Below are 22,147 nucleotides of genomic sequence, written 5' to 3'. Positions count from 1 at the left end.
CGAAATGTTATATACTCTCCGCCCTGCAAACTGGCTGTACAACATTTCGCGCAGATTATGGGAGAGTTCATGACCGCAACGCCTGGAGAACGCATTGGAGGCTGGTTAATCGCCCCACTGGCATGGCTGCTGGTTGCCTTATTAAGCGCATCGCTTGCGCTGCTGCTGTATACCACCGCACTGATTACCCCTCACGCCATCCAGACACTGATGTCGCAAAGCGTGCTGAATATTGCGCTGTGGTTTGTGTCGTTCGTTTTCGCGATTGGTATGTGGTACTACACCCTGTGGTTGACCATTGCCTTCTTTAAGCGCCGCAAAAGTGTACCTAAACACTACATTATCTGGCTGCTGATTTCGGTTCTGCTGGCGTTGAAAGCCTTTGCTTTTTCGCCCGTATCAGACGCTCTGGCCGTTCGTCAGCTGCTTTTCCCGTTACTGGCCGCCGCGCTGCTGGTCCCCTATTTCAAGCGTTCGACGCGGGTGAAAAACACCTTCGTGAACCCGTAATAACCTTACAGATAACCTGTTGTCGCCTGCGTGAGTTTGTCCGATAATAGGCGGCTTTTTTATTTCAGGCTAAATAATGACCGATTACTTACTGCTCTTTGTCGGCACCGTGCTGGTTAACAACTTCGTTCTGGTGAAGTTCCTTGGCCTGTGCCCGTTTATGGGCGTGTCCAAAAAGCTGGAAACGGCGATGGGCATGGGGCTGGCGACAACCTTCGTCATGACGATGGCGTCCATCTGCGCGTGGTTGATTGATACCTGGATCCTCATCCCGCTGGGGTTAATCTATCTTCGTACGCTGGCTTTTATTCTGGTCATTGCGGTGGTTGTGCAATTTACTGAGATGGTGGTGCGTAAAACCAGCCCGGCCCTCTATCGCCTGCTGGGTATCTTCCTGCCGCTGATCACCACCAACTGCGCCGTTCTCGGCGTTGCGCTGTTGAACATCAACCTTGGCCATAACTTCATGCAGTCGGCGCTGTACGGTTTTTCCGCCGCCGTCGGTTTCTCATTTGTTATGGTCCTCTTCGCGTCGATTCGCGAGCGTCTGGCGGCAGCGGATATCCCTGCACCCTTCCGCGGTAACGCGATTGCGCTGGTGACCGCGGGTTTAATGTCTCTGGCCTTTATGGGCTTTAGTGGTCTGGTGAAGTTGTAATGAATGCTATCTGGATTGCCATCGCCTCTATCAGCGTTCTGGGGTTGGTGTTTGGCCTTATCCTGGGTTACGCCTCCCGCCGTTTCGCGGTAGAGGACGATCCTGTTGTTGAAAAAATTGATGAGCTTTTGCCGCAAAGCCAGTGCGGGCAGTGCGGCTACCCGGGCTGCCGTCCCTACGCTGAAGCGGTAGGCATTCAGGGTGAAAAAATTAACCGCTGCGCCCCCGGCGGCGAAGCGGTGATGCTGAAAATCGCGGCCCTGCTCAACGTCGATCCGCAGCCCGTTGATGGCGATGCGGAGGTGCAGGAGCCGGTTCGCGCCCTCGCCGTGATCGACGAGGCAAACTGCATCGGCTGTACCAAATGTATTCAGGCCTGCCCGGTTGACGCCATTGTTGGCGCCACCCGCGCCATGCACACCGTCGTGGCGGATCTGTGCACCGGCTGTAACCTCTGCGTGGCCCCCTGCCCGACGCAATGTATTGAGCTGCGCCCGGTTGAAACGACTACCGAAAGCTGGAAGTGGGATCTTCAAACCATTCCGGTTCGCATCATTCCTGTGGAACAACATGCTTAAGTTATTTTCTGCTTTCAGAAAAGAGAAGATTTGGGACTTTGACGGCGGTATTCATCCGCCAGAGATGAAAACCCAGTCCAACGGCACGCCGCTGCGTCAAATTCCGCTGGCGACGCGTTACGTCATGCCGCTCAAGCAGCATATTGGCGCTGAGGGCGAGCTGTGCGTGAAAGAAGGCGATACGGTTCTTCGCGGTCAGCCTCTGACCTTTGGCCGTGGACGCATGCTGCCGATACACGCCCCCACCTCCGGTAAAGTGGTGGCGATTGCCCCTCATACGGTGGCTCATCCGTCCGCTCTATCGGAGCTGAGCGTGATCATTGAAGCCGACGGTGAAGACCGCTGGATCGATCGTGACGGCTGGAGCGACTACCGCAGCCAGAGCCGCGAAGCGCTTATTGAGCGTATTCATCAGTTCGGCGTCGCCGGGCTGGGCGGCGCGGGCTTCCCGACCGGCGTCAAGCTGCGCGGCGGGGGCGATAACATCCAGACGTTGATTATCAACGCCGCCGAGTGCGAGCCCTATATCACCGCAGACGATCGTCTGATGCAGGATTGCGCCGCTCAGGTGGTGGAAGGCATTCGCATCCTGGCGCATATTCTGAAGCCGCGGGAAGTGTTGATTGGTATCGAAGACAATAAACCGCAGGCCATCTCGATGCTGCGCGCCGTGCTGGCGGGCAGTCACGATATTAGCCTGCGCGTTATCCCGACCAAGTACCCTTCTGGCGGCGCAAAACAGCTGACGCAAATTCTCACCGGCAAGCAGGTTCCGCACGGCGGACGCTCTTCGGATATCGGCGTGCTGATGCAAAACGTCGGCACTGCCTATGCGGTGAAACGCGCGGTGATTGACGGCGAGCCGTTGACCGAGCGCGTGGTGACGCTGACCGGCGAGTCGGTTTCCCGTCCGGGCAACGTCTGGGCGCGTCTGGGTACGCCGGTGCGACATCTGCTGGAACAGGCTGAATTTTGCCCGGGCAGCGACCAGATGGTGATCATGGGCGGCCCGCTGATGGGCTTTACGCTGCCGTGGCTGGACGTTCCGGTAGTGAAAATCACGAACTGTCTGCTCGCCCCTTCCCCCACCGAAATGGGTGAAGAACAGGAAGAGAAAGGTTGCATCCGCTGCAGCGCCTGTGCCGATGCCTGCCCGGCGGATCTGCTCCCGCAGCAGCTGTACTGGTACAGCAAAGGCCAGCTGCACGACAAGGCAAAATCCCATAACCTGGCCGACTGCATTGAATGCGGCGCCTGCGCCTGGGTCTGCCCAAGCAACATTCCGCTGGTGCAATACTTCCGTCAGGAGAAGGCCGAGATTTATGCCATCTCCATGGAAGAAAAACGCGCCGCGGAAGCCAAGGCACGTTTCGAAGCGCGTCAGGCGCGACTGGAGCGCGAAAAAATCGCCCGTCAGGAACGCCATAAGCAGGCCGCCGTTCAGCCTGCCGGGAAAGATCAGGATGCGATCAACGCCGCACTGGCGCGCGTTCGTGAGAAAAAAGCCGATGCCGCCCAGACGGTAGTGATCCAGGCCGGGGAAAAACCGGATAACAGCGAAGCGATTGCCGCTCGCGAAGCGCGAAAGGCTGCGGCTCGCGCGCGTCAGGCGGAAAAAGCGCAAACGGTTCAGGCAGATACTGAGATCGACCCGCGTAAAGCGGCCGTTGAAGCGGCGATTGCGCGCGCCAAAGCCCGCAAATCGGGTGAGCAAAGCGTGGTCATCGAGCAGGATGCGGTCGACCCGCGCAAAGCCGCCGTCGAAGCGGCGATTGCACGGGCTAAAGCCCGTAAGGCTGCGCAGCAGGCACCAACGGCAGTATCAGAAGCAGAAGTACCACCGGTCGACCCGCGTAAAGCCGCCGTAGAAGCAGCGATTGCCCGCGCCAAAGCCCGTAAGGCAGCGCAGCAGGAAGAGCAGCCGCAGGCCGCCAACGATGACCCGCGCAAGGCCGCCGTCGCCGCCGCCATTGCGCGCGTTCAGGCGAAGAAAGCCGCACAGCAAGCCGTAAACGAGGATTAAATGGTTTTCAGAATCGCAAGTTCCCCCTACACCCACAACCAGCGTCAGACATCACGCATTATGATGCTGGTCTGCCTGGCCGCGCTGCCGGGCATTGCCGTTCAGTGCTGGTTTTTCGGCTGGGGAACCCTGTTCCAGATAGCCCTGGGCTGCGCCAGCGCCGTCGCGGCGGAAGCACTCGTCCTGAAGCTGCGTAAGATGGCGGTGTCACGCATTCTGGCTGACAACTCCGCGCTGCTGACCGGCCTGCTGCTCGCCATCAGTATTCCGCCGTTTGCCCCGTGGTGGATGGTCGTGCTCGGTACCGTTTTTGCCGTGATCATTGCCAAACAGCTGTACGGCGGGCTCGGCCATAACCCGTTTAACCCGGCGATGATTGGCTACGTGGTGCTGCTGATCTCCTTCCCGGTGCAGATGACCAGCTGGCTGCCACCGCACGAGATTGCGGCCACGGTTCCGGGCTTTATGGATGCCCTGCACGTTATCTTTACCGGCCATACGGCGCTGGGCGCTGACATGAACGCGCTGCGTATGGGCGTGGACGGCATCAGCCAGGCCACGCCTCTCGATACCTTTAAAACGTCCCTGCATGCCGGGCACAGCGTTGAGCAGATCATGAAATCCGCCATCTACAGCGGTATGCTGGCGGGTGCGGGCTGGCAGTGGGTCAACCTGGCATATCTGCTGGGCGGCCTGTTCCTGCTGCAGCAGAAAGCCATTCGCTGGCATATTCCGGTCAGCTTCCTCGTGACGCTGACGGTTTGCGCCACGCTGGGTTGGGTCTTCTCTCCTGAATCACTGGCCAGCCCGCAGATGCATTTGCTCTCCGGTGCGACCATGCTAGGTGCATTCTTTATCCTGACGGACCCGGTTACGGCGTCAACGACTAACCGCGGCCGCCTGATCTTCGGCGCGCTGGCGGGCCTGCTGGTATGGCTGATCCGCAGCTTTGGCGGTTACCCGGACGGCGTCGCGTTTGCCGTCCTGCTCGCCAACATTACCGTTCCGCTCATCGACTATTACACGCGCCCGCGCGTGTACGGCCATCGCTAAGGGTTTCGCCATGTTAAAAACGATGCAAAAACACGGCGTCACGCTGGCTGTCTTCGCCGCGGTCCTGACCGGGCTGACGGCCCTGGTTAACTCGTTAACCAAAACGACCATCGAAGAGCAGGCTTCAAAGCAGCAAAAGGCGCTGTTCGATCAGGTGATCCCGTCAGATTTCTACGATAATGACCTGCAAAAGAGCTGCTTTGTGGTAGACGCGCCGCAGCTTGGGAAAGGCTCTCACCGCCTCTTTATTGCCCGCAAAGGGGATAAACCGGTAGGCGCGGTGATGGAAGCGACTGCGCCCGACGGCTATTCCGGCGCCATTCAGCTGCTCGTCGGCAGCGATTTCTCCGGCACAATACTGGGTACCCGCGTGACGCAGCATCATGAAACGCCGGGCCTGGGCGATAAAATTGAAACCCGTCTGAGCGACTGGATTTTGCACTTCGCCGGTAAAGTTATCCATGGCGAAGGGGATACCGCGTTTGCGGTGAAGAAAGACGGCGGCGAGTTCGACCAGTTCACCGGCGCGACCATCACGCCGCGCGCCGTGGTGAACGCCGTAAAACGAGCTGGGCTGTATGCCGAAACGCTGCCCGCGCAAATCAACAATCTTCCGGCCTGTGGGGAGTAATCATGAGCCAGGTTAAAGAGGTTATTGTCCAGGGATTGTGGAAGAACAACTCCGCTCTGGTGCAGCTTCTGGGGATGTGTCCCCTGCTGGCGGTAACGTCCACCGCCACCAACGCGCTCGGTCTGGGTCTGGCAACCACGCTGGTGCTAACCCTGACCAACCTTTCCATCTCCGCCCTGCGCCGCTGGACGCCGTCGGAAATTCGTATTCCGATTTACGTCATGATCATTGCGTCTGTTGTTAGCGTCGTACAAATGCTCATCAACGCTTACGCATTCGGCCTGTACCAGTCGCTCGGGATCTTTATCCCCCTTATCGTCACCAACTGTATCGTCGTTGGCCGTGCGGAAGCGTTCGCGGTGAAAAACAGCCCCGCCATGTCGGCGCTGGATGGTTTTTCCATTGGAATGGGCGCCACCTGCGCCATGTTCGTGCTGGGCTCGCTGCGCGAGATCCTCGGTAACGGTACGCTGTTTGACGGCGCAGATGCGCTGCTGGGCGGCTGGGCCAAAGCGCTGCGCGTTGAAGTGTTCCACACCGATACGCCATTCCTGCTGGCAATGCTGCCCCCTGGCGCGTTTATTGGCCTTGGCATGATGCTGGCGATAAAATACCTGATTGATGAGAAACGTAAGCGCCGCGCGGCTGAGCGTAGCGTTCTGGAAGGGACACCCGAGAAGGCTTCATGAATAAAGAAAAGCGCATTGCGATCCTGACCCGTCTGCGGGACGAGAACCCGCATCCGACGACGGAGCTGAACTTTACCTCCCCGTTTGAGCTGCTGATCGCGGTGTTGCTCTCTGCGCAGGCGACCGATGTGAGCGTCAATAAAGCCACTGCCCTGCTCTATCCGGTCGCCAATACGCCAAAAGCCATGCTGGAGCTGGGCGTGGAAGGCGTGAAGTCCTATATCAAAACCATCGGCCTGTTTAACAGCAAAGCCGAGAACGTCATTAAGACCTGCCGGATCCTGCTGGAACAGCACGGGGGCGAAGTACCGGAAGATCGCGCCGCGCTGGAAGCCTTACCGGGCGTGGGGCGTAAGACTGCGAACGTGGTGCTCAACACCGCGTTTGGCTGGCCGACCATCGCCGTGGATACGCATATTTTCCGCGTGTCTAACCGGACTAACTTCGCGCCGGGGAAAAATGTTGAGCAGGTCGAAGAGAAGCTGTTAAAGGTGGTTCCGGCCGAATTTAAGGTTGATTGCCATCACTGGCTGATTCTGCACGGTCGCTATACCTGTATTGCCCGTAAGCCTCGCTGCGGCTCCTGCATTATTGAAGATCTCTGCGAATACAAAGAAAAAGTGTATCCCTGATCGTCACAATCCCTTACCAAAAGAAGGGCTACCAGGCACCCTTCTTTTGGCCGTTATTTGTCCGTCTTTCATTCCCCCTGACCTGTCACTTGTTCGGTTGTTTAACGCTCAAACAGGTTAATACTTTTTTCATAGCCAAAAATTTCTATACATCTGTGATCGCGATCACCCTGATAACTTCATGTTGAATTTTTGTTGTCAAAATCCGCCTAAACCCTTTGTCTGACAAGATACTCTCCTTTCATTACCGAAGATAAGACCAGCTATTTTTCGGAATATGGGCTATATCACTGCGATAAGCGGCAAATAGCAGAACATATCGCCAAAGACCGGTTGGAGTGGGTTACTGCCAGTCGAAAAAACTACCTTTAATCATCGTATGAAATTTAACGCTGAATAACATTTATATGAACCGACGATTATACCACTTCAGATATATGTAACAGATTATTACAAACGTATTGCCAGATGGGGCAGGATAGTGAACATTACCCGCCGTTTCTCCTCCCAATATAACTATAAGGCGTATGGACTACGGCCATCACGCTATGAACACCCCCGTTAATATGGGATGTAAAAAAAGAGGTATATGTGTCTACTGCAAACAATAAACCAACAGATGAAAGCGTAAGTCTTAACGCTTTTAAACAGCCTAAAGCGTTCTATCTCATCTTCTCTATCGAGTTATGGGAGCGTTTTGGTTATTACGGCCTGCAAGGGATCATGGCGGTTTACCTGGTAAAACAGCTGGGTATGTCCGAAGCCGATTCCATCACGCTGTTCTCTTCCTTTAGTGCTCTGGTGTACGGTCTGGTCGCAATTGGCGGCTGGCTGGGTGATAAAGTCCTCGGGACTAAACGTGTCATCATGCTGGGCGCCATTGTCCTGGCGATTGGCTATGGTCTGGTTGCATGGTCAGGGCACGATGCCGCTGTCGTGTATATGGGTATGGCGACGATTGCCGTCGGTAACGGTCTGTTCAAAGCGAACCCGTCCTCCCTGCTCTCTACCTGCTACAGCAAAGACGATCCGCGTCTGGACGGTGCATTTACCATGTACTACATGTCCATCAACATCGGTTCGTTCTTCTCAATGCTGGCCACCCCATGGCTTGCAGCGAAATTCGGCTGGAGCGTGGCGTTCGCGCTGAGCTTCGTGGGTATGCTGATCACCGTGGTGAACTTCCTGTTCTGCCGCAGCTGGGTTAAAGACTACGGTTCAAAACCTGACTTCGAGCCTGTGCATATGGGCAAACTGCTGGCCACCATCGTGGGCGTTGTTGTCCTCGCGGCAATCGCCACCTGGCTGCTGCACAACCAGGGTATCGCCCGTGCCGTTCTGGGCGTGGTTGCGCTGGGTATCGTGGTTATCTTTGCGAAAGAAGCGTTCGCCATGCAGGGTGCTGCCCGTCGCAAGATGATTGTGGCGTTCATTCTGATGCTGGAAGCGATTATCTTCTTCGTGCTGTACAGCCAGATGCCAACCTCACTGAACTTCTTCGCCATTCGTAACGTTGAGCACTCAATTCTGGGCATCGCGTTCGAGCCGGAACAGTATCAGGCTCTGAACCCGTTCTGGATCATGATTGGTAGCCCGATTCTGGCAGCTATCTATAACAAGATGGGCGACCGTCTGCCGATGCCGCACAAGTTTGCGATCGGTATGGTGCTGTGCTCCGGCGCGTTCCTGGTGCTGCCGCTGGGTACCAAATTTGCCACCGACGCGGGTATCGTGTCCGTTAACTGGCTGATCCTGAGCTACGCGCTGCAGTCTATCGGTGAGCTGATGATCTCCGGTCTGGGTCTGGCGATGGTTGCACAGCTGGTGCCGCAGCGTCTGATGGGCTTCATTATGGGTAGCTGGTTCCTGACCACTGCCGGTGCGGCAATCATTGCGGGTAAAATTGCGAACCTAATGGCTGTGCCTGAAAACGTCACAGACCCACTGGTCTCCCTGAACGTCTACGGCACCGTGTTCATGCAGATTGGTATCGCTACTGCGGTTATTGCAGTTCTGATGCTGCTGACCGCGCCGAAACTGAATCGTATGACTCAGGACGACGACAAGACGGCTGAAGCGACCAAAACCGCTACCGCGTAAGATTATTGAGAAACGACGAGCCGCTAATGCATATTAGCGGCTTTTTTTTTGTCCGTTGGCGCACTAACATAGCTGAAACCTCAGCAAAAAGGAGTTACCGATGAAACTGTTCTACAAACCGGGCGCGTGCTCTCTTGCTTCCCATATCACCCTGCGCGAGAGCGGCAAAGATTTCACGCTGGATGGCGTTGATCTGATGAAAAAGCGTCTGGAAAATGGCGATGATTTTCTTGCCATTAACCCCAAGGGACAAGTTCCGGCTCTCCTGCTGGATGACGGTACTCTGCTGACCGAAGGCGTCGCGATTATGCAGTTTCTGGCCGATAGCGTACCCGATCGCCAGCTGCTTGCTCCGGTCAGTACCATTTCTCGCTATAAGACGCTGGAATGGCTGAACTACATTGCGACCGAACTGCACAAAGGTTTTACGCCGTTGTTCCGCCCGGATACGCCAGAGGAGTTCAAACCTACCCTGCGTGCGCTTCTTGAGAAAAAGCTGCAGTACGTTAACGAATCGCTGAAAGACGAACAGTGGATTTGTGGTTCGCGCTTCACGATTGCCGATGCGTATCTGTTTACCGTGCTGCGCTGGGCGCGCGCGGTTAAGCTGAACCTGGAAGGGTTAGACCATATCGCATCGTATATGAAACGCGTGGCAGAGCGTCCTGCAGTAGCTTCGGCGCTGAAAGCGGAAGGGTTGAACTAACAGAGCGGCCTGTGTTGCCGGGTGGCGCTGACGCTCACCCGGCCTACACGTTTTGGCCGGTTATAACCGGGTTGCGCTGAAATAGTGCTCCGGCTTCGCGATACGATCCTGTGCCGCAACCACCTGCAGTTCATATTCCTGCATCTCTTTCGTCGCAATCATGATTTCGTACACCGCTGCAGTAACGTGCTCCAGCGCGTCGCGCATCGTTGCCCCCTGCAGTAATTTCACCAGCAGCAGACCGCTGGTGACATCCCCGACCCCAACCGGCTGGCGCAGGCCGAAATCCACCAGCGGACGGCTGATATGCCAGGCGTCATCTTTCGTCACCAGAAGCATCTCAAAACGGTCCTGACTCAGCCCTGCGCGCGCAAGGTGTTTTACCAGCACAACTTCCGGCCCCTGAGCGATCAGCTCACGAGAAGCGCTTACCGCCTCTTCAACGCTGTTAACCGGATGCTCGCAGAGAATTTCGAGTTCGACCAGGTTTGGCGCAATGATATCGCTGGCGGGCAGCGCGTGGCGGACGTGAAACTCTGCAACGCCAGGCGCCACGATGCAGCCTTTCTCCGGGTGGCCCATAACGGGGTCGCAGAAGTATTTTGCCGCCGGGTTTGCGGCTTTCACCTGGCGTACGATGCCGAGGATATGCTCCCCCTGCTCCGCTGAGCCGAGGTAGCCGCTCAGCACGGCGTCACAGCGTTTAAGCTGGTCGATATCGGCAATCCCCTGCACAACCTCGGTGAGGTGCGAAGGCGGCATTACGCAGCCGGTCCATTTGCCGTATTGCGTGTGGTTAGAGAACTGCACGGTATTAAGGGGCCAGACGTTGACGCCGAGGCGACGCATCGGGAATTCCGCGGCGCTATTGCCAGCGTGTCCAAAAACAACGTGGGACTGAATGGCGAGGATGTTCTTCATTTTTTTCTTACCAAACCCTGAAAAAACAAAAGGGGCGTGGTTTCCCACGCCCCTGGAGACTGTTATTTATTTCCAGCAGACAAGGCAGTAGTTTTTCTTACCGCGACGCAGCAGCGTGTAGCGGCCATACAGACGGTCACCGTCAACGAAGGTGTATTCCGGGTCGGCCTGTTTCTCACCGTTGATGGTGATAGCGTTAGAGGCGATAGTTTTACGCGCCTGACCGCGCGAAGGCTGGAGCTCAGAGTCCACCAGCGCCTGCATCAGGTCAGCCCCTTTTTCCATCTCAACCATCGGCACGCCGTCCTGCGCCAGCTGTTCGAAGTCCGCTTCGCTCAGATCGCTCAGGGTACCGTTGAACAGGCTTGCGGTAATACGTTTTGCCGCGGCCAGACCTTCTTCACCGTGAACCAGTTTGGTCACTTCGTCCGCCAGCACGTACTGGGCGCGCGGTGCTTTACCGCTGTTTTTGTCTTCTTCTTCCAGCGCGTTGATCTCTTCGATGTCCATAAAGGTGAAGAACTTCAGGAAGCGGTAAACATCGGCATCCGCCGTGTTGATCCAGAACTGGTAGAATTTGTACGGGCTGGTTTTCTTCGGATCCAGCCACACCGCGCCGCCTTCGGTTTTACCAAATTTGGTGCCGTCTGCTTTGGTGATCAGCGGAACGGTCAGACCGAAGACCTGGTTCTGGTGCAGACGACGGGTCAGGTCGATACCGGAGGTGATGTTACCCCACTGATCGGAACCGCCAATCTGCAGGGAAACGCCGTGCAGCTTGTTCAGGCAGGCAAAGTCATAACCCTGCAGCAGGTTGTAGGAGAACTCGGTAAAGGAGATCCCCTGGTCGTCACGGTTCAGACGCTGCTTCACGGCTTCTTTGTTAATCATCTGGTTAACGGAGAAGTGCTTGCCGATGTCGCGCAGGAAGGTCAGCACGTTCATGCTGCCAAACCAGTCGTAGTTGTTCGCGGCAATGGCAGAGTTATCACCACAGTTGAAGTCGAGGAACGGTGCAACCTGTTTGCGGATCTTATCCACCCACTCCTGCACGGTATCTTCGGTATTCAGTTTACGCTCAGCGGCTTTAAAGCTTGGGTCACCAATCAGACCGGTCGCGCCGCCCACCAGCGCAACAGGCTTATGGCCCGCCATCTGGAAGCGTTTCAGGCATAACAATGGAACAAGATGCCCCAAATGCAAGCTGTCAGCGGTGGGATCGAAGCCGCAATAGAGCGCGATCGGGCCTTGCGCCAGTCGCTCTGCTAACGCTTCCTCGTCCGTCACCTGGGCCACGAGGCCCCGCTCTTGCAATTGTTTAATCAAGTTACTGCTTGCCATCAAATTCTCCATGTATAAACGACTGCACCTTTGCCGGTACACGACTTTTCGCCTGATGCGAAAGGACCATAGAATAAAGCGCAAGCGCGGTGTGCGCTAGCGCTTAAATCAACAAATTTCGGGGATTACGGTGCCAGTCTGTCGATTTTCCAGCCGCCATTCTCGCGCTGGTATAAAAAGCGGTCGTGCAGGCGATGTTCGCCCCCCTGCCAGAACTCCATCTGCTCAATCGGGATGCGGAACCCGCCCCAGAAGCTTGGCAGAGGAATTTCACCCTGCTGGAACTTCTGTTTCAGCTCCAGGAATTTACTTTCCAGCACGCCGCGCGCAGAAATTCGGCTGGACTGTTTTGATACCCAGGCGCCAATCTGGCTGTCGCGCGGGCGGCTATGGAAATACTTCACCACTTCCAGCGTCGAGAGACGTTCCGCTTTGCCGGTGACCATTACCTGACGTTCCAGCATGTGCCAGGGGAACAGCAGGCTAATCCGCGGATTGTTTTCTAAATGGTGCGCCTTGCGGCTGCCGAGGTTGGTATAGAACACCAGCCCTTTCTCGTCATAATGCTTGAGCAATACGATGCGCTGATACGGTTGACCGTTTTCATCCACCGTCGCGACAACCATGGCCGTTGGGTCGGCGAGTTTCGCTTCGCAGGCCTGTTTCAGCCAGCGTTCGAAAAGCACGAGGGGTTCAGCGGGAAGATCCTGGCGACGCAGGCCGCCTTTAGTGTATTCACGGCGCAGATGCGCAATTTGCTGCAGTTCGTCGTTATCTGACATGGCGTTAGCTGACATTGAAAGTGGGTGGCGCTATTGTGCGCCGCCCCTGTAAAAATCTCAACGCTTCGGATTTTCGAGCTGGCAATTGTTCAGCACAATGCGGTCGCGTTTGTAGACCGTGGCGCTGTCGCCTTTTGACCAGAAGACGTAGATACCGTCGGTATAACGCGCGCCGGAGGCCGACATGCCCTGCTTCAGCGTCAGCAGTTTATTGTCGTAAACAAAGCTGGCTTCCTGGCGTGGGTTATTCAGCTTCACGGTCAGCGGTTTTTCGTCGCAGCGATACTCCAGCGTATCGGTCTGCATGCGTTCAATGAGCTGGTTATAGACGCTGCATCCTGACAGCAATAAAGGCGCGGCAATAAGAAGAAGTTTTTTCATGGGCGTATTCCGAAGACTTTCCTGGTCCTGGAGGGCATGGCTGCCCTCCTGTTTCGTTCCATTCTAACGATGACGCGCCGCGCTGAATTTCAGTTAACTCTGATTATGACGAGGATTTGCCGGGAAAATCGCCCCGAGGACGCTCGCTTCACGCGCGCCGGTTACCGACGGCAAGTTGCCCGGCAGCCCGGCAATGGTGCGCCAGGCGAGCCAGGCGAAGGCCAGCGCCTCCATATCATCACCGCTGATGCCGGCCTCATCGGTCGTGGTCACTTCGGTACCCGGCAGTAGCCCCGCAAGACGCGCCATCACCAGCGGGTTGCGGCTTCCTCCGCCGCACACCAGCAGGCGTTCACATCCGCCGCTCAGCAGAACCTGTTCGGAGATCGACACGGCCGTCAGCTCGGCAAGCGTCGCCTGGACATCCTGCGGCGCGAGCGCCGGGAATGGCGCCAGCTGACGCTCAAGCCAGCCCAGGTTGAAGTATTCACGCCCCGTGCTCTTAGGGGCCGGCAGGGCAAAATATGGATCGCTCAGCATCGACTGCAGCAGCGGAATAATCACTTTCCCCCCGCTCGCCCACTCGGCGTTTTTATCATACGGTTGTCCGCACTGACGCCAGATCCAGGCATCCATTAACATATTGCCCGGGCCGGTATCATAACCGCGGACGGGCTGCCCCGGGATGAGCATCGACAGATTGGCAATCCCACCAATGTTGAGCACCATGCGGCGTTCTGTAGGGTGCGCCAGTAACGCCTGATGGAACGCGGGTACCAGCGGCGCGCCCTGCCCGCCAAGGGCGATATCGCGACGACGGAAATCGCCTACCACCGTCACGCCCGTCTTCGCCACAATCTGGTTGTTATCGCCGATTTGCAGTGTATGCGGGGCATCGCCGCCGGGCTCATGCCAGATCGTTTGTCCGTGACAGCCGATGGCCACCACGTCCTGTGGGCGAAGATGTTCTTTTTGCATCAAAGCCTGCACCGCATCCGCAAACAGCGCCCCAAGGCGGACATCAAGCTGTCCAAGCTGGGAAAGGGTTAGCTGCTGCCCCTGACAGATACTCAGAATATCCTCTTTCAGTGAAATGGGGATTGGCCAGGTCAGGCTCGCCTGCTGCGCCACCATGTTTTCGTCAATGGCGGCCAGAACGACATCTACCCCATCCAGACTGGTGCCTGACATCACACCAATGTAGCGACCCGATTTCATGCGCTTTCCTTACGTTGCGTGGGCTAAGGATATCCACTCAACCATAAACGGCGCAGCTTTGCCATCCGGCGATAATATTTTTTAACAATGTCAGACGGGTAATACGGGCGGATCCTGTTTATGTCTCGTTAAGTCAAATTCAAGTACAATTTTCTTATTGTTAGTGCAAAGATATGAACTATGGCCCCTTATGCCATATAATTTAGCCATAACGGATGCCCCCAATCGGGCGTTTTTGGTGAACAGGAGATTCAAATGATTTTACGTGTACTGGGCGTTTCGCTGATTGGTTTAACTCTGGCTGGCTGTGTGAATGACAGTTCACTTTCTGGCGACGTTTACAGCGCTTCTGAAGCGAAACAGGTTCAGAACGTGACTTACGGTACCGTTGTTAACGCACGCCCTGTACAGATCCAGGGTGGTGATGAAAGCAACGTGATGGGCGCAATCGGCGGTGCCGTTCTGGGTGGTTTCCTCGGTAATACCGTCGGTGGCGGTACAGGTCGCTCGCTGGCAACAGCCGCAGGCGCTGTTGCGGGTGGCGTAGCCGGCCAGGGCGTTCAGGGTGCGATGAACAAAACCCAGGGCGTAGAGCTTGAAATTCGTAAAGACGACGGCAGCACGATCATGGTTGTACAGAAACAAGGCAGCACTCGCTTCTCTGCAGGCCAGCGCGTTGTTCTGGCAAGCAACGGAAGTCAGGTGACCGTTTCTCCACGTTAATTAAAAATGGATGTGGCCATCGTGCCACATCCATTTACAATATATATCACTCCCACAAATATATTTACAAAATACATTCACCACACCTATTATTTACCACGGCATACATTGTTTCTGCGCAAAGTATTTAGCGCGCTAATTGATTAAACTCTTCGCAATCTTCTTACCTTCATTCATTATAAAGTCGTTAAAAACGTATATGCTTGCGAATCGTCGTTCTTTAAAGAGTCGTTATATCGCGTTCTGCCTCGGTTGCATTGTTGTCATCGGGATATTACAAACTCTGTTTTTAAAACTCGTTGAATGGGTTCCCTCCTTTTCACCGCTGCTATTCCCTACGCTTACCATTTTTCTGCTGGTATTCCACCTGTTTATTGCCTGTTTCATGGCGATGAAATACTGGTGCGACAGAAAACGGTTGTATCTGGTGGCGTTCGCCTTTGCCTTTGCGGGCTCCGCACTGCTGATGGTCGGAACGCTGTCCAGCTTTCCCGCCTGGCTGGACCTCTACCAGTTTAACGTCGTGAACTACAACGATGCGATGATCTACTATATGTTCCGCCATCTAATAATGGCGGTGCTCATCATCGTTGCGGCAATACTTTATACCATGCGCAATTCTCCCCTTTCACGATTAGCACATATCGCGATTGTGAGCGGCGAATTTCTCTTTACGGTCTGTGCGGTGGGATTGGCCTGGTTCTATTCCAGTCATTCACAACTCTTATCAATTGACCTGGTTGATAATGAAACGCGTCAGTTTATGGTTCTCTGGAGCCAGTTTATTAATATTGCATTAATTGCTCTGTGGGTAGTGACATTAGCAACTCTGATGTTTATTACGCGCGTACGCAATTTATTCTGGGTGGGCGGTAATTTTTTGTGCGTCTGCTATATCGTCACGCTCTCAATGCTGTTGATGGGGGGACATGCCGAAGGTATCTCCTGGTATCGCGCCCGCTTATTTGAAACGGCCGCCACGCTGCTGATTATTTTTGTTCTGCTCTACGATGTCTTCAGGCTATATCGCGACTCGCACGTAAAATACCAGCAGTCTTACCAGAATTCGATTCGCGACCCGCTCACGCGCCTGTATAACCGCAGTTATTTTTATGAATCATTAAAGCAGGCGCTGGATATCGCCAAACCCAGCCGCCCAGTGTCCGTCATCGTCAGCGATCTCGATCGCTTCAAGCGTATCAACGACACGTACGGACATCTTCAGGGCGACAAGGTCCTGCAGTTTGTCGCTAACCTGCTGATGGATTCCGTGCGCCCACAGGACATCGCGGCCCGTATCGGTGGTGAGGAGTTTGTTCTGATGCTGGCCAACACCTCATCAGACGCGGCGTACCAGGTGGCAGAACGCATTCGGTTAAATCTGAGCTGCTTCGATAACACCAGCAGCGGCGGTCAACTACCGGAGCCAATCACCATCAGCATGGGGGTGTTTACGGCGACGTCAGCCGCAGTAGCCGCAGAAACGTGCGTGGAAAATGCCGACAAAGCGATGTATGAAGCGAAGGAGACCGGCCGTAACCGCGTGGTGGTCTTTAAGTAAAAAAAAGGCCTTGCTGCTGCAAGGCCTTGTTGTTTGTCAGTCGCGCGACTGCAGCTCATGGATGTTTTGCTCGAGGCGCCCAATGAGGCTGATGAGCATTTCCAGCTCCGCCGGTGAAACGCCAGACAGAATTTCACCGCGCGTCCTGGTGATCACGGCTTCCATTTCCGTGATGATAGGCGCCGCTTTCTCGGTGAGTTTAATCCGCTTGGCGCGACGATCGCTGGCGCAGGTTTGCCGCGAGATCAACCCCTTCTCTTCCAGTTGGTCAAGCGTGCGCACCAGCGACGGTTGCTCAATCCCTATCGCTTTTGCCAGTTGAATTTGCGACTGATCGGGCGGCAGCTGATGAATGTTGTGCAGCGTAACCCAATGCGTCTGTGTGAGTTCCAGAGGTTTCAGGCGATGGTCAATCAGAGCACGCCAGACGCGTACCAACCTTGCCAGATCAGAACCTAATGGCGATTCCAATTTCATCTCCTTATAATTAGCTTGCTAAGTTATTCTACTGATTTTAGAATAGTGTGCAGCATTTGTATTGCCAAAACAAATGCAATACTGCATTCATCGAACTTAAAAGTATGACTTACACTGAATTGTGATGCTTCATCATACTAAGACAAGCCAACGCGGCATTCTGTTCACTGCAAAGGATTTCTGCCCGTGACGTTTTTTCATCGCTCAGAGGGTTTACCCCTTCAGGACCTGATCTTCGGTGCGTCAGTCTACTTTCCTCCTCTGTTTAAAGCCGTTCTGGTGGGCTTTATCCTCTGGCTCATCGCGCATCGTCTGCTTCGCGACTGGATGTACTCCGGCGAAATCTGGCATCCCATGCTGATGGATCTTTCCCTGTTTGCCCTTTCCGTATGCCTGGGCCTTGCCGTTTTGACTGCGTGGTGAATATGTCCCTGAAAACGCTAAAGTACTTTTCCACCCTGTTTGTCCTTGCCCTCGCGCTGGTTGCGGGCTGGTGGATGTGGAATTTTTATATGCAGTCGCCCTGGACGCGTGACGGCAAAGTCCGCGCCGAGCAGGTCAGCATTACCCCTCAGGTGTCGGGAAGTATTACGACGCTGTTGGTTAAGGATAACCAGTTCGTCAAAAAGGGAGACATTTTATTCCGCATCGACGACACCCCGTACCACATTGCGATCCTGAACGCCCAGGCGCAGCTGGCTAAAGCCCAGTCGGATCTGGCAAAGGCCAACAACGAGGCCAACCGCCGCCGCCACCTGTCGCAAAACTACATCTCAGCGGAAGATTTAGACACCGCGAACATCAATGTGAAGGCCATGCAGGCGAACGTCAACGTGGCGGAGGCGACGCTTAAGCAGGCGCAGTGGCAACTGACCCAAACCGTGATTACGGCACCTGTTGATGGATGGGTGACCAACCTCTCGGCCCGCGTGGGGAATTATGCCACCACGGGACAACCGATATTCGCCCTCGTCGACAGCCACTCCTTCTACGTCGTGGGCTATTTCGAAGAGACCAAGCTTCGACATATTCGCGAGGGTTCTCCAGCCGCAATAACGCTTTACAGCGGATCGCAGAAGTTACAGGGTCACGTATCCAGCATTGGCCGCGCCATTTACGATCAAAGCGTTGAAACGGATTCAGGGCTGGTGCCGGACATAAAGCCGAACGTCCCCTGGGTGCGTCTGGCCCAGCGCGTTCCGGTTCGCGTGGAGTTTGACCATTTACCGCAGGACATTACCCTTGTGTCCGGCACCACCTGCACTGTCTCCATCGGCAACCGGTGATGAAGCTGCAGGGTCTCTCCTGGCAAAACACGCCGTGGATGAAAGCGACGCGTCCCCAGTGGCGCTACGCGCTGCGTAACGGCATTGCCATGTGTCTTGCGCTAACTGTGGCTTATTACCTGAACCTGGATGAGCCCTACTGGGCGATGACGTCTGCGGCGGTAGTCAGTTTTCCGACGGTCGGCGGGGTGATCAGTAAAAGTCTTGGCCGCATCGCAGGCAGCCTGCTGGGCGCCACCGCAGCGCTAATTATCGCCGGCCATACGCTGAACGATCCGTGGCTGTTCCTGCTGAGCATGGCCGCATGGCTGGGGTTCTGTACCTGGGCCTGCGCCCATTTTACCAATAACGTCGCCTACGCATTCCAGCTGGCGGGCTATACCGCCGCCATTATCGCCTTTCCGGTGGTTAACGTGCTCGACACCACCGAGCTGTGGGATATCGCGCAGGCGCGCGTCTGCGAAGTGATTGTCGGGATCCTCAGCGGCGGCTTCATGATGATGATCCTCCCCAGCACATCCGACGGCACCACGCTCATCACCGCGCTGAAAACCATGCATACCCGGTTACTGGAACACGCGAGTCTGCTGTGGCAACCGGATACCAGCGACGATATCCGCCTCGCGCATGAAAAGGTGATCGGGCAGATCCTGACGATGAATCTGTTACGCATTCAGGCGTTCTGGAGCCACTACCGCTTTCGCCGCCAGAACACCCTGCTTAACTATCTGCTGCACCAGCAGCTGCGCATGACCAGCGCCATCTCCAGCCTGCGTCGGATGCTGCTCAACTGGCCGACGCCGCCTGAAAATACCCGTGCCGTGATTGAAACGCTGCTCGCGGCCCTTGCGCGCCCGGATGCGGACATTTACACCGTAGCGCGGATTATCGCTCCGCTCGCCCCGGTTGATGAGTACGACTACCGCCATCGCGCCTTCTGGCAGCGCCTGAATTACTTCTGCCGGCTGTACCTGCGCAGCAGCCGCTGGATTACGGCCGTCGAAAACGCGACCCCATTAACGGAGTTCAACGTCCCAGGCAGCCCGGCACTCGCGCGCCATACCGACTATCTGGAAGCGCTGTGGGGCGGTTTTCGCACCTTCTGCGCGCTGATGCTGGTGGGGGCGTGGAGCATTACCACGCAGTGGGAGTCCGGTACGGCGGCCCTGACGCTTGCCGCCATCAGCTGCGTGCTTTATTCCGTCGCGGCCTCGCCGTTCAACTCGCTTACGCTGCTACTGCGCACGCTGGTGCTGCTGTCGCTGTTCAGCTTCGTGGTGAAGTTTGGCCTGATGGTGCAAATAAGCGATCTGTGGCAGTTCCTGCTGTTCCTGTTTCCCCTGTTAACCACCATGCAGCTTCTGAAGCTGCAAATGCCTAAGCTGGCGGGCCTCTGGGGACAGCTGATTGTCTTTATGGGCTCGTTTATCTCCGTGACGAATCCACCGGTTTATGATTACGCCGATTTTCTCAATGATAACCTGGCGAAGATCCTCGGCGTGGGGCTGGCGTGGCTGGCTTTTGCGGTGTTACGCCCCGGCTCCGATGCACGCAAGAGTCGCAGGCATATTCGGGAGTTACGCAGGGGTTTTGTCGACCAGCTCAGCCGTAAACCGCATCTGGGTGAAAACGAGTATGAGTCTCTGGTCTATCATCACGTCAGTCAGCTGAATAACAGCCAGGACGCGCTGTCCCGGCGCTGGCTGCTGCGCTGGGGCGTGGTGCTGTTGAACTGCTCGCACGTGGTCTGGCAGCTTCGCGCGTGGGAAACGCGCTCCGATCCGCTGTCGCAGGTTCGTGATGTTTGCATCTCCCTGCTGCGCGATGTAATGAGCGAGCGCGGTGTCCAGCAGCGGCCGCTCGAAGCCACGCTGAATGAACTGCAGCGGATCTGCGATACGCTGGCACAGCATCATCTGCCCGCAGCCCGTGATTTGGCCTCGATAATCTGGCGCCTGCACTGCTCGCTCTCGCAGCTGGAACAGGCACCGCCACCGGGAACGATTGGGGATCAGATCACGCCGCACGCATAGCGTGCCCCGCCGCCGCCAAGCGGTTTAGGCCGATCGGACATATTGTCGCCGCCGACATGGATCATCAGCGCTTTGCCTTTCACCTCATCCAACTTTTTCAGTCGAGGCGCGACGACGGGGTCTGTGGCTTTACCGTCGTTATTCACCACCAGCACTGGCAGATCGCCTAAATGCCCCATTCCATCCGGGCCTTCATGCTTGCCGGAATGCTGCGGATCGAGGTGCCCTCCTGCCGCTTCCGCAGCAGACGGTTTACCTTCTTTTAAAGCGGGCTGACAGCTGCCTTTGGCATGAACATGGAAACCATGTTCACCGGGAGGGAGGGCTTTGAGGTTGGGGGCAAATTCCAGTCCTTTATCGGTTTCAGTGATTTTCACCGTTCCGATGGACTGACCCACACCCTGTGGGGTGACGAGATTCATTTCCACTTCGTCACTGGCTGCCTGCGCCCCTGCGCAAACAACCAGCGTGACCAGTGACAGAGCAAAACGCTTCATATGACCTCCGCGGGTTATTTTTTGCCCCTTAAGTGTATACCAGGGGCAAAGATTTCACCGAAAAGTCACCTTCAGGCGGTTTATGGTACGTCGTAACCCAGCGCGGCCTTACGGATGCGGAACCACTGCTGACGGGTCATCTCCAGCTCTTCAGCGGCCAGCGCAGAACGCACGCGTTCTATTTTGCCGGAGCCGATAATAGGCAGAGGTTTTGACGGCAGGCGCAGGATCCATGCGTAAACCACCTGTTCGATGCTCTCCGCGTTCAGTTCGCGGGCGATGGTTTCAAGCTCGTTGCGCAGCGGCTGGAATTCATCATCATTAAACAGACGTCCGCCCCCCAGGCAGGACCACGCCATCGGGCGAATGCGCAGCTGCTGCAGCTGATCGAGCGTGCCATCCAGCAGCAGCGGCTGGTGTACCGGGGAGATCTCAACCTGGTTGGTGGCCAGAGTAAACGGCAGACGAGACTGAAGCAGCGCAAACTGTGCCGGGGTAAAGTTAGAAACGCCGAAGTGACGCACTTTCCCACTCTGGTGCAGGTTCAGGAAGGCTTCCGCCACCTCATCGGCATCCATCAGCGGGTCGGGGCGGTGGATTAACAGCAGGTCGATACGATCGGTCGCCAGATTGACCAGCGACTGCTCGGCGCTCTTGATGATATGCGCGCTGTCGGTGATGTAATGACCGAGGGCGTGTTCAGGTTTTGCCGTGGTGGCAATCCCACACTTCGTGACGATCTCCATGCGATCGCGCAGGGCCGGAACCAGCTTGAGCGCCTCGCCGAAGGCGGCCTCGCACTGGTATCCACCGTAAATATCCGCATGATCGACCGTAGTGATGCCTAAATCAAGGTGTTCTTCAATAAAGCTCGCCAGCTGGAGGGGGGACATATTCCAGTCCATCAGGCGCCAGTAGCCCATAACAAAACGGGAGAATTCTGGCCCCTGGGGGGCAAGGGTAATTCGCTGAACCATAACATTTTCCTCAAGGACGTAATGTCATGAGTATACGCAATTACCGTGTTAAAAAAGTGAAGGTTGCTGGGGTTCTTCGGTTTCACCCGCTTTGTTTGCGCGTATTTTGCGCAGAAGACGCTGTCGGCAGAGGCGTAACACCTCCTGCTTTTGCGTGTCGCTAAAGTTTTGCCAGTTAAAACGCTCATCGCGGGTACGCATGCACCCGCGGCAATATCCGCGTTCATCGACCTGACAAATACCCCGGCACGGGCTCTGGATGGGGAAAAACTCCAGCTGCTCTGCCACACTCACCTCCCGAAAGCTCCTCTCACCTACAGTGAAGACGTTAATCGCATCACGTGCAAGGCGTATATCACAGATTTGTGGC

24 protein-coding genes are annotated in these 22,147 nt (G+C 55.8%); 15 read left to right on the top strand and 9 right to left on the bottom strand.

Going from position 1 to position 22,147, the window contains the following annotated elements; all coding sequences use genetic code 11:
• Positions 1-69 precede the first annotated feature (69 nt).
• The 10 genes from ACMGGX_RS19070 to gstA all read left to right on the top strand — a co-directional run bounded on the left by ACMGGX_RS19070 (position 70) and on the right by gstA (position 9,580).
• Positions 70-510 (top strand): DUF2569 domain-containing protein, encoded by a 441-nt coding sequence (locus ACMGGX_RS19070; RefSeq protein ID WP_420298726.1) that lies wholly within the window; start codon positions 70-72, stop codon positions 508-510.
• Between the two features lie 76 nt (positions 511-586).
• Entirely contained in the window at positions 587-1,168 is a 582-nt protein-coding gene (gene rsxA, locus ACMGGX_RS19065; RefSeq protein WP_014883581.1) for an electron transport complex subunit RsxA, read from the top strand.
• Positions 1,168-1,746, top strand: coding sequence for an electron transport complex subunit RsxB (gene rsxB, locus ACMGGX_RS19060; RefSeq protein WP_023311378.1), 579 nt, complete (start codon positions 1,168-1,170; stop codon positions 1,744-1,746). Before rsxA ends, rsxB begins: the two co-directional genes overlap by 1 nt.
• The gene (gene rsxC / locus ACMGGX_RS19055; RefSeq protein WP_348560993.1) at positions 1,739-3,769 is read left to right on the top strand and encodes an electron transport complex subunit RsxC; all 2,031 of its coding nucleotides are present in this window, start codon (positions 1,739-1,741) and stop codon (positions 3,767-3,769) included. Before rsxB ends, rsxC begins: the two co-directional genes overlap by 8 nt.
• Positions 3,770-4,822, top strand: coding sequence for an electron transport complex subunit RsxD (gene rsxD, locus ACMGGX_RS19050; protein ID WP_047648002.1), 1,053 nt, complete (start codon positions 3,770-3,772; stop codon positions 4,820-4,822).
• A gap of 10 nt (positions 4,823-4,832) precedes the next feature.
• Entirely contained in the window at positions 4,833-5,453 is a 621-nt protein-coding gene (gene rsxG / locus ACMGGX_RS19045; protein WP_023311375.1) for an electron transport complex subunit RsxG, read from the top strand.
• Between the two features lie 2 nt (positions 5,454-5,455).
• The gene (locus ACMGGX_RS19040; RefSeq protein WP_023311374.1) at positions 5,456-6,142 is read left to right on the top strand and encodes an electron transport complex subunit E; all 687 of its coding nucleotides are present in this window, start codon (positions 5,456-5,458) and stop codon (positions 6,140-6,142) included.
• Positions 6,139-6,774, top strand: a complete 636-nt coding sequence (gene nth / locus ACMGGX_RS19035) for an endonuclease III (RefSeq protein WP_008500570.1) — start codon at positions 6,139-6,141, stop codon at positions 6,772-6,774. The genes ACMGGX_RS19040 and nth overlap by 4 nt, the downstream gene beginning before the upstream one ends.
• 591 nt (positions 6,775-7,365) lie before the next feature.
• The gene (dtpA, locus tag ACMGGX_RS19030) at positions 7,366-8,874 is read left to right on the top strand and encodes a dipeptide/tripeptide permease DtpA (RefSeq protein ID WP_023311373.1); all 1,509 of its coding nucleotides are present in this window, start codon (positions 7,366-7,368) and stop codon (positions 8,872-8,874) included.
• 100 nt (positions 8,875-8,974) lie between these two features.
• Entirely contained in the window at positions 8,975-9,580 is a 606-nt protein-coding gene (gstA, locus tag ACMGGX_RS19025) for a glutathione transferase GstA (protein WP_045887812.1), read from the top strand.
• A gap of 60 nt (positions 9,581-9,640) precedes the next feature.
• Here the strand turns inward: gstA and pdxY are convergent, their stop codons facing one another.
• The 5 genes from pdxY to anmK all read right to left on the bottom strand — a co-directional run bounded on the left by pdxY (position 9,641) and on the right by anmK (position 14,223).
• Positions 9,641-10,501 carry a pyridoxal kinase PdxY gene (gene pdxY / locus ACMGGX_RS19020; RefSeq protein WP_325760054.1) on the bottom strand — a complete coding sequence of 287 codons (861 nt, stop codon included), beginning with the start codon at positions 10,499-10,501 and terminating at the stop codon, positions 9,641-9,643.
• A gap of 66 nt (positions 10,502-10,567) precedes the next feature.
• Positions 10,568-11,842 carry a tyrosine--tRNA ligase gene (gene tyrS, locus ACMGGX_RS19015; RefSeq protein WP_047648003.1) on the bottom strand — a complete coding sequence of 425 codons (1,275 nt, stop codon included), beginning with the start codon at positions 11,840-11,842 and terminating at the stop codon, positions 10,568-10,570.
• 125 nt (positions 11,843-11,967) lie between these two features.
• A complete protein-coding gene (gene pdxH, locus ACMGGX_RS19010) occupies positions 11,968-12,624 on the bottom strand; it encodes a pyridoxamine 5'-phosphate oxidase (protein WP_024909355.1) in 657 nt (218 codons plus the stop codon).
• Positions 12,625-12,681: 57 nt separating this feature from the next.
• A complete protein-coding gene (gene mliC, locus ACMGGX_RS19005) occupies positions 12,682-13,005 on the bottom strand; it encodes a C-type lysozyme inhibitor (RefSeq protein ID WP_032640014.1) in 324 nt (107 codons plus the stop codon).
• A 93-nt stretch (positions 13,006-13,098) separates the two neighbouring features.
• Complete coding sequence (gene anmK / locus ACMGGX_RS19000; protein ID WP_420298725.1) at positions 13,099-14,223, bottom strand: anhydro-N-acetylmuramic acid kinase; 1,125 nt, start codon at positions 14,221-14,223, stop codon at positions 13,099-13,101.
• Positions 14,224-14,478: 255 nt separating this feature from the next.
• Between anmK and slyB the strand changes: the two genes are divergently transcribed.
• A complete protein-coding gene (slyB, locus tag ACMGGX_RS18995; protein WP_023311367.1) occupies positions 14,479-14,946 on the top strand; it encodes an outer membrane lipoprotein SlyB in 468 nt (155 codons plus the stop codon).
• 199 nt (positions 14,947-15,145) lie between these two features.
• Positions 15,146-16,507, top strand: a complete 1,362-nt coding sequence (locus ACMGGX_RS18990; RefSeq protein WP_420298724.1) for a GGDEF domain-containing protein — start codon at positions 15,146-15,148, stop codon at positions 16,505-16,507.
• Between the two features lie 36 nt (positions 16,508-16,543).
• Here the strand turns inward: ACMGGX_RS18990 and slyA are convergent, their stop codons facing one another.
• Positions 16,544-16,984, bottom strand: coding sequence for a transcriptional regulator SlyA (gene slyA, locus ACMGGX_RS18985; protein WP_032651029.1), 441 nt, complete (start codon positions 16,982-16,984; stop codon positions 16,544-16,546).
• A 186-nt stretch (positions 16,985-17,170) separates the two neighbouring features.
• Here slyA and ACMGGX_RS18980 point away from each other — a divergent pair, with 186 nt between their 5' ends.
• From ACMGGX_RS18980 to ACMGGX_RS18970, 3 genes are read left to right on the top strand one after another with little or no spacing between them, the layout of a single operon-like run.
• A complete protein-coding gene (locus ACMGGX_RS18980) occupies positions 17,171-17,407 on the top strand; it encodes a DUF1656 domain-containing protein (RefSeq protein WP_126328353.1) in 237 nt (78 codons plus the stop codon).
• A 2-nt stretch (positions 17,408-17,409) separates the two neighbouring features.
• Entirely contained in the window at positions 17,410-18,270 is an 861-nt protein-coding gene (locus ACMGGX_RS18975; RefSeq protein ID WP_059346602.1) for an HlyD family secretion protein, read from the top strand.
• Positions 18,270-20,303 carry an FUSC family protein gene (locus tag ACMGGX_RS18970; RefSeq protein WP_348560988.1) on the top strand — a complete coding sequence of 678 codons (2,034 nt, stop codon included), beginning with the start codon at positions 18,270-18,272 and terminating at the stop codon, positions 20,301-20,303. Before ACMGGX_RS18975 ends, ACMGGX_RS18970 begins: the two co-directional genes overlap by 1 nt.
• Here the strand turns inward: ACMGGX_RS18970 and sodC are convergent.
• The 3 genes from sodC to ACMGGX_RS18955 all read right to left on the bottom strand — a co-directional run bounded on the left by sodC (position 20,282) and on the right by ACMGGX_RS18955 (position 22,065).
• Entirely contained in the window at positions 20,282-20,800 is a 519-nt protein-coding gene (gene sodC, locus ACMGGX_RS18965) for a superoxide dismutase [Cu-Zn] SodC (protein WP_181594953.1), read from the bottom strand. The two genes, ACMGGX_RS18970 and sodC, sit on opposite strands and share 22 nt — an antisense overlap.
• An 80-nt stretch (positions 20,801-20,880) precedes the next feature.
• Positions 20,881-21,777, bottom strand: coding sequence for an aldo/keto reductase (locus ACMGGX_RS18960; RefSeq protein ID WP_045401379.1), 897 nt, complete (start codon positions 21,775-21,777; stop codon positions 20,881-20,883).
• Between the two features lie 48 nt (positions 21,778-21,825).
• Positions 21,826-22,065 (bottom strand): DUF1289 domain-containing protein, encoded by a 240-nt coding sequence (locus ACMGGX_RS18955; RefSeq protein WP_008500587.1) that lies wholly within the window; start codon positions 22,063-22,065, stop codon positions 21,826-21,828.
• Positions 22,066-22,147: the final 82 nt, after the last annotated feature.

The sequence above is a fragment of the Enterobacter sp. BNK-29 genome, from assembly GCF_048684785.1.
Taxonomy (GTDB): domain Bacteria; phylum Pseudomonadota; class Gammaproteobacteria; order Enterobacterales; family Enterobacteriaceae; genus Enterobacter; species Enterobacter cloacae_M.
The sequence above is the reverse complement of the archived record's forward strand: the minus strand, read 5'-3'. Positions and strand labels throughout refer to the sequence as shown.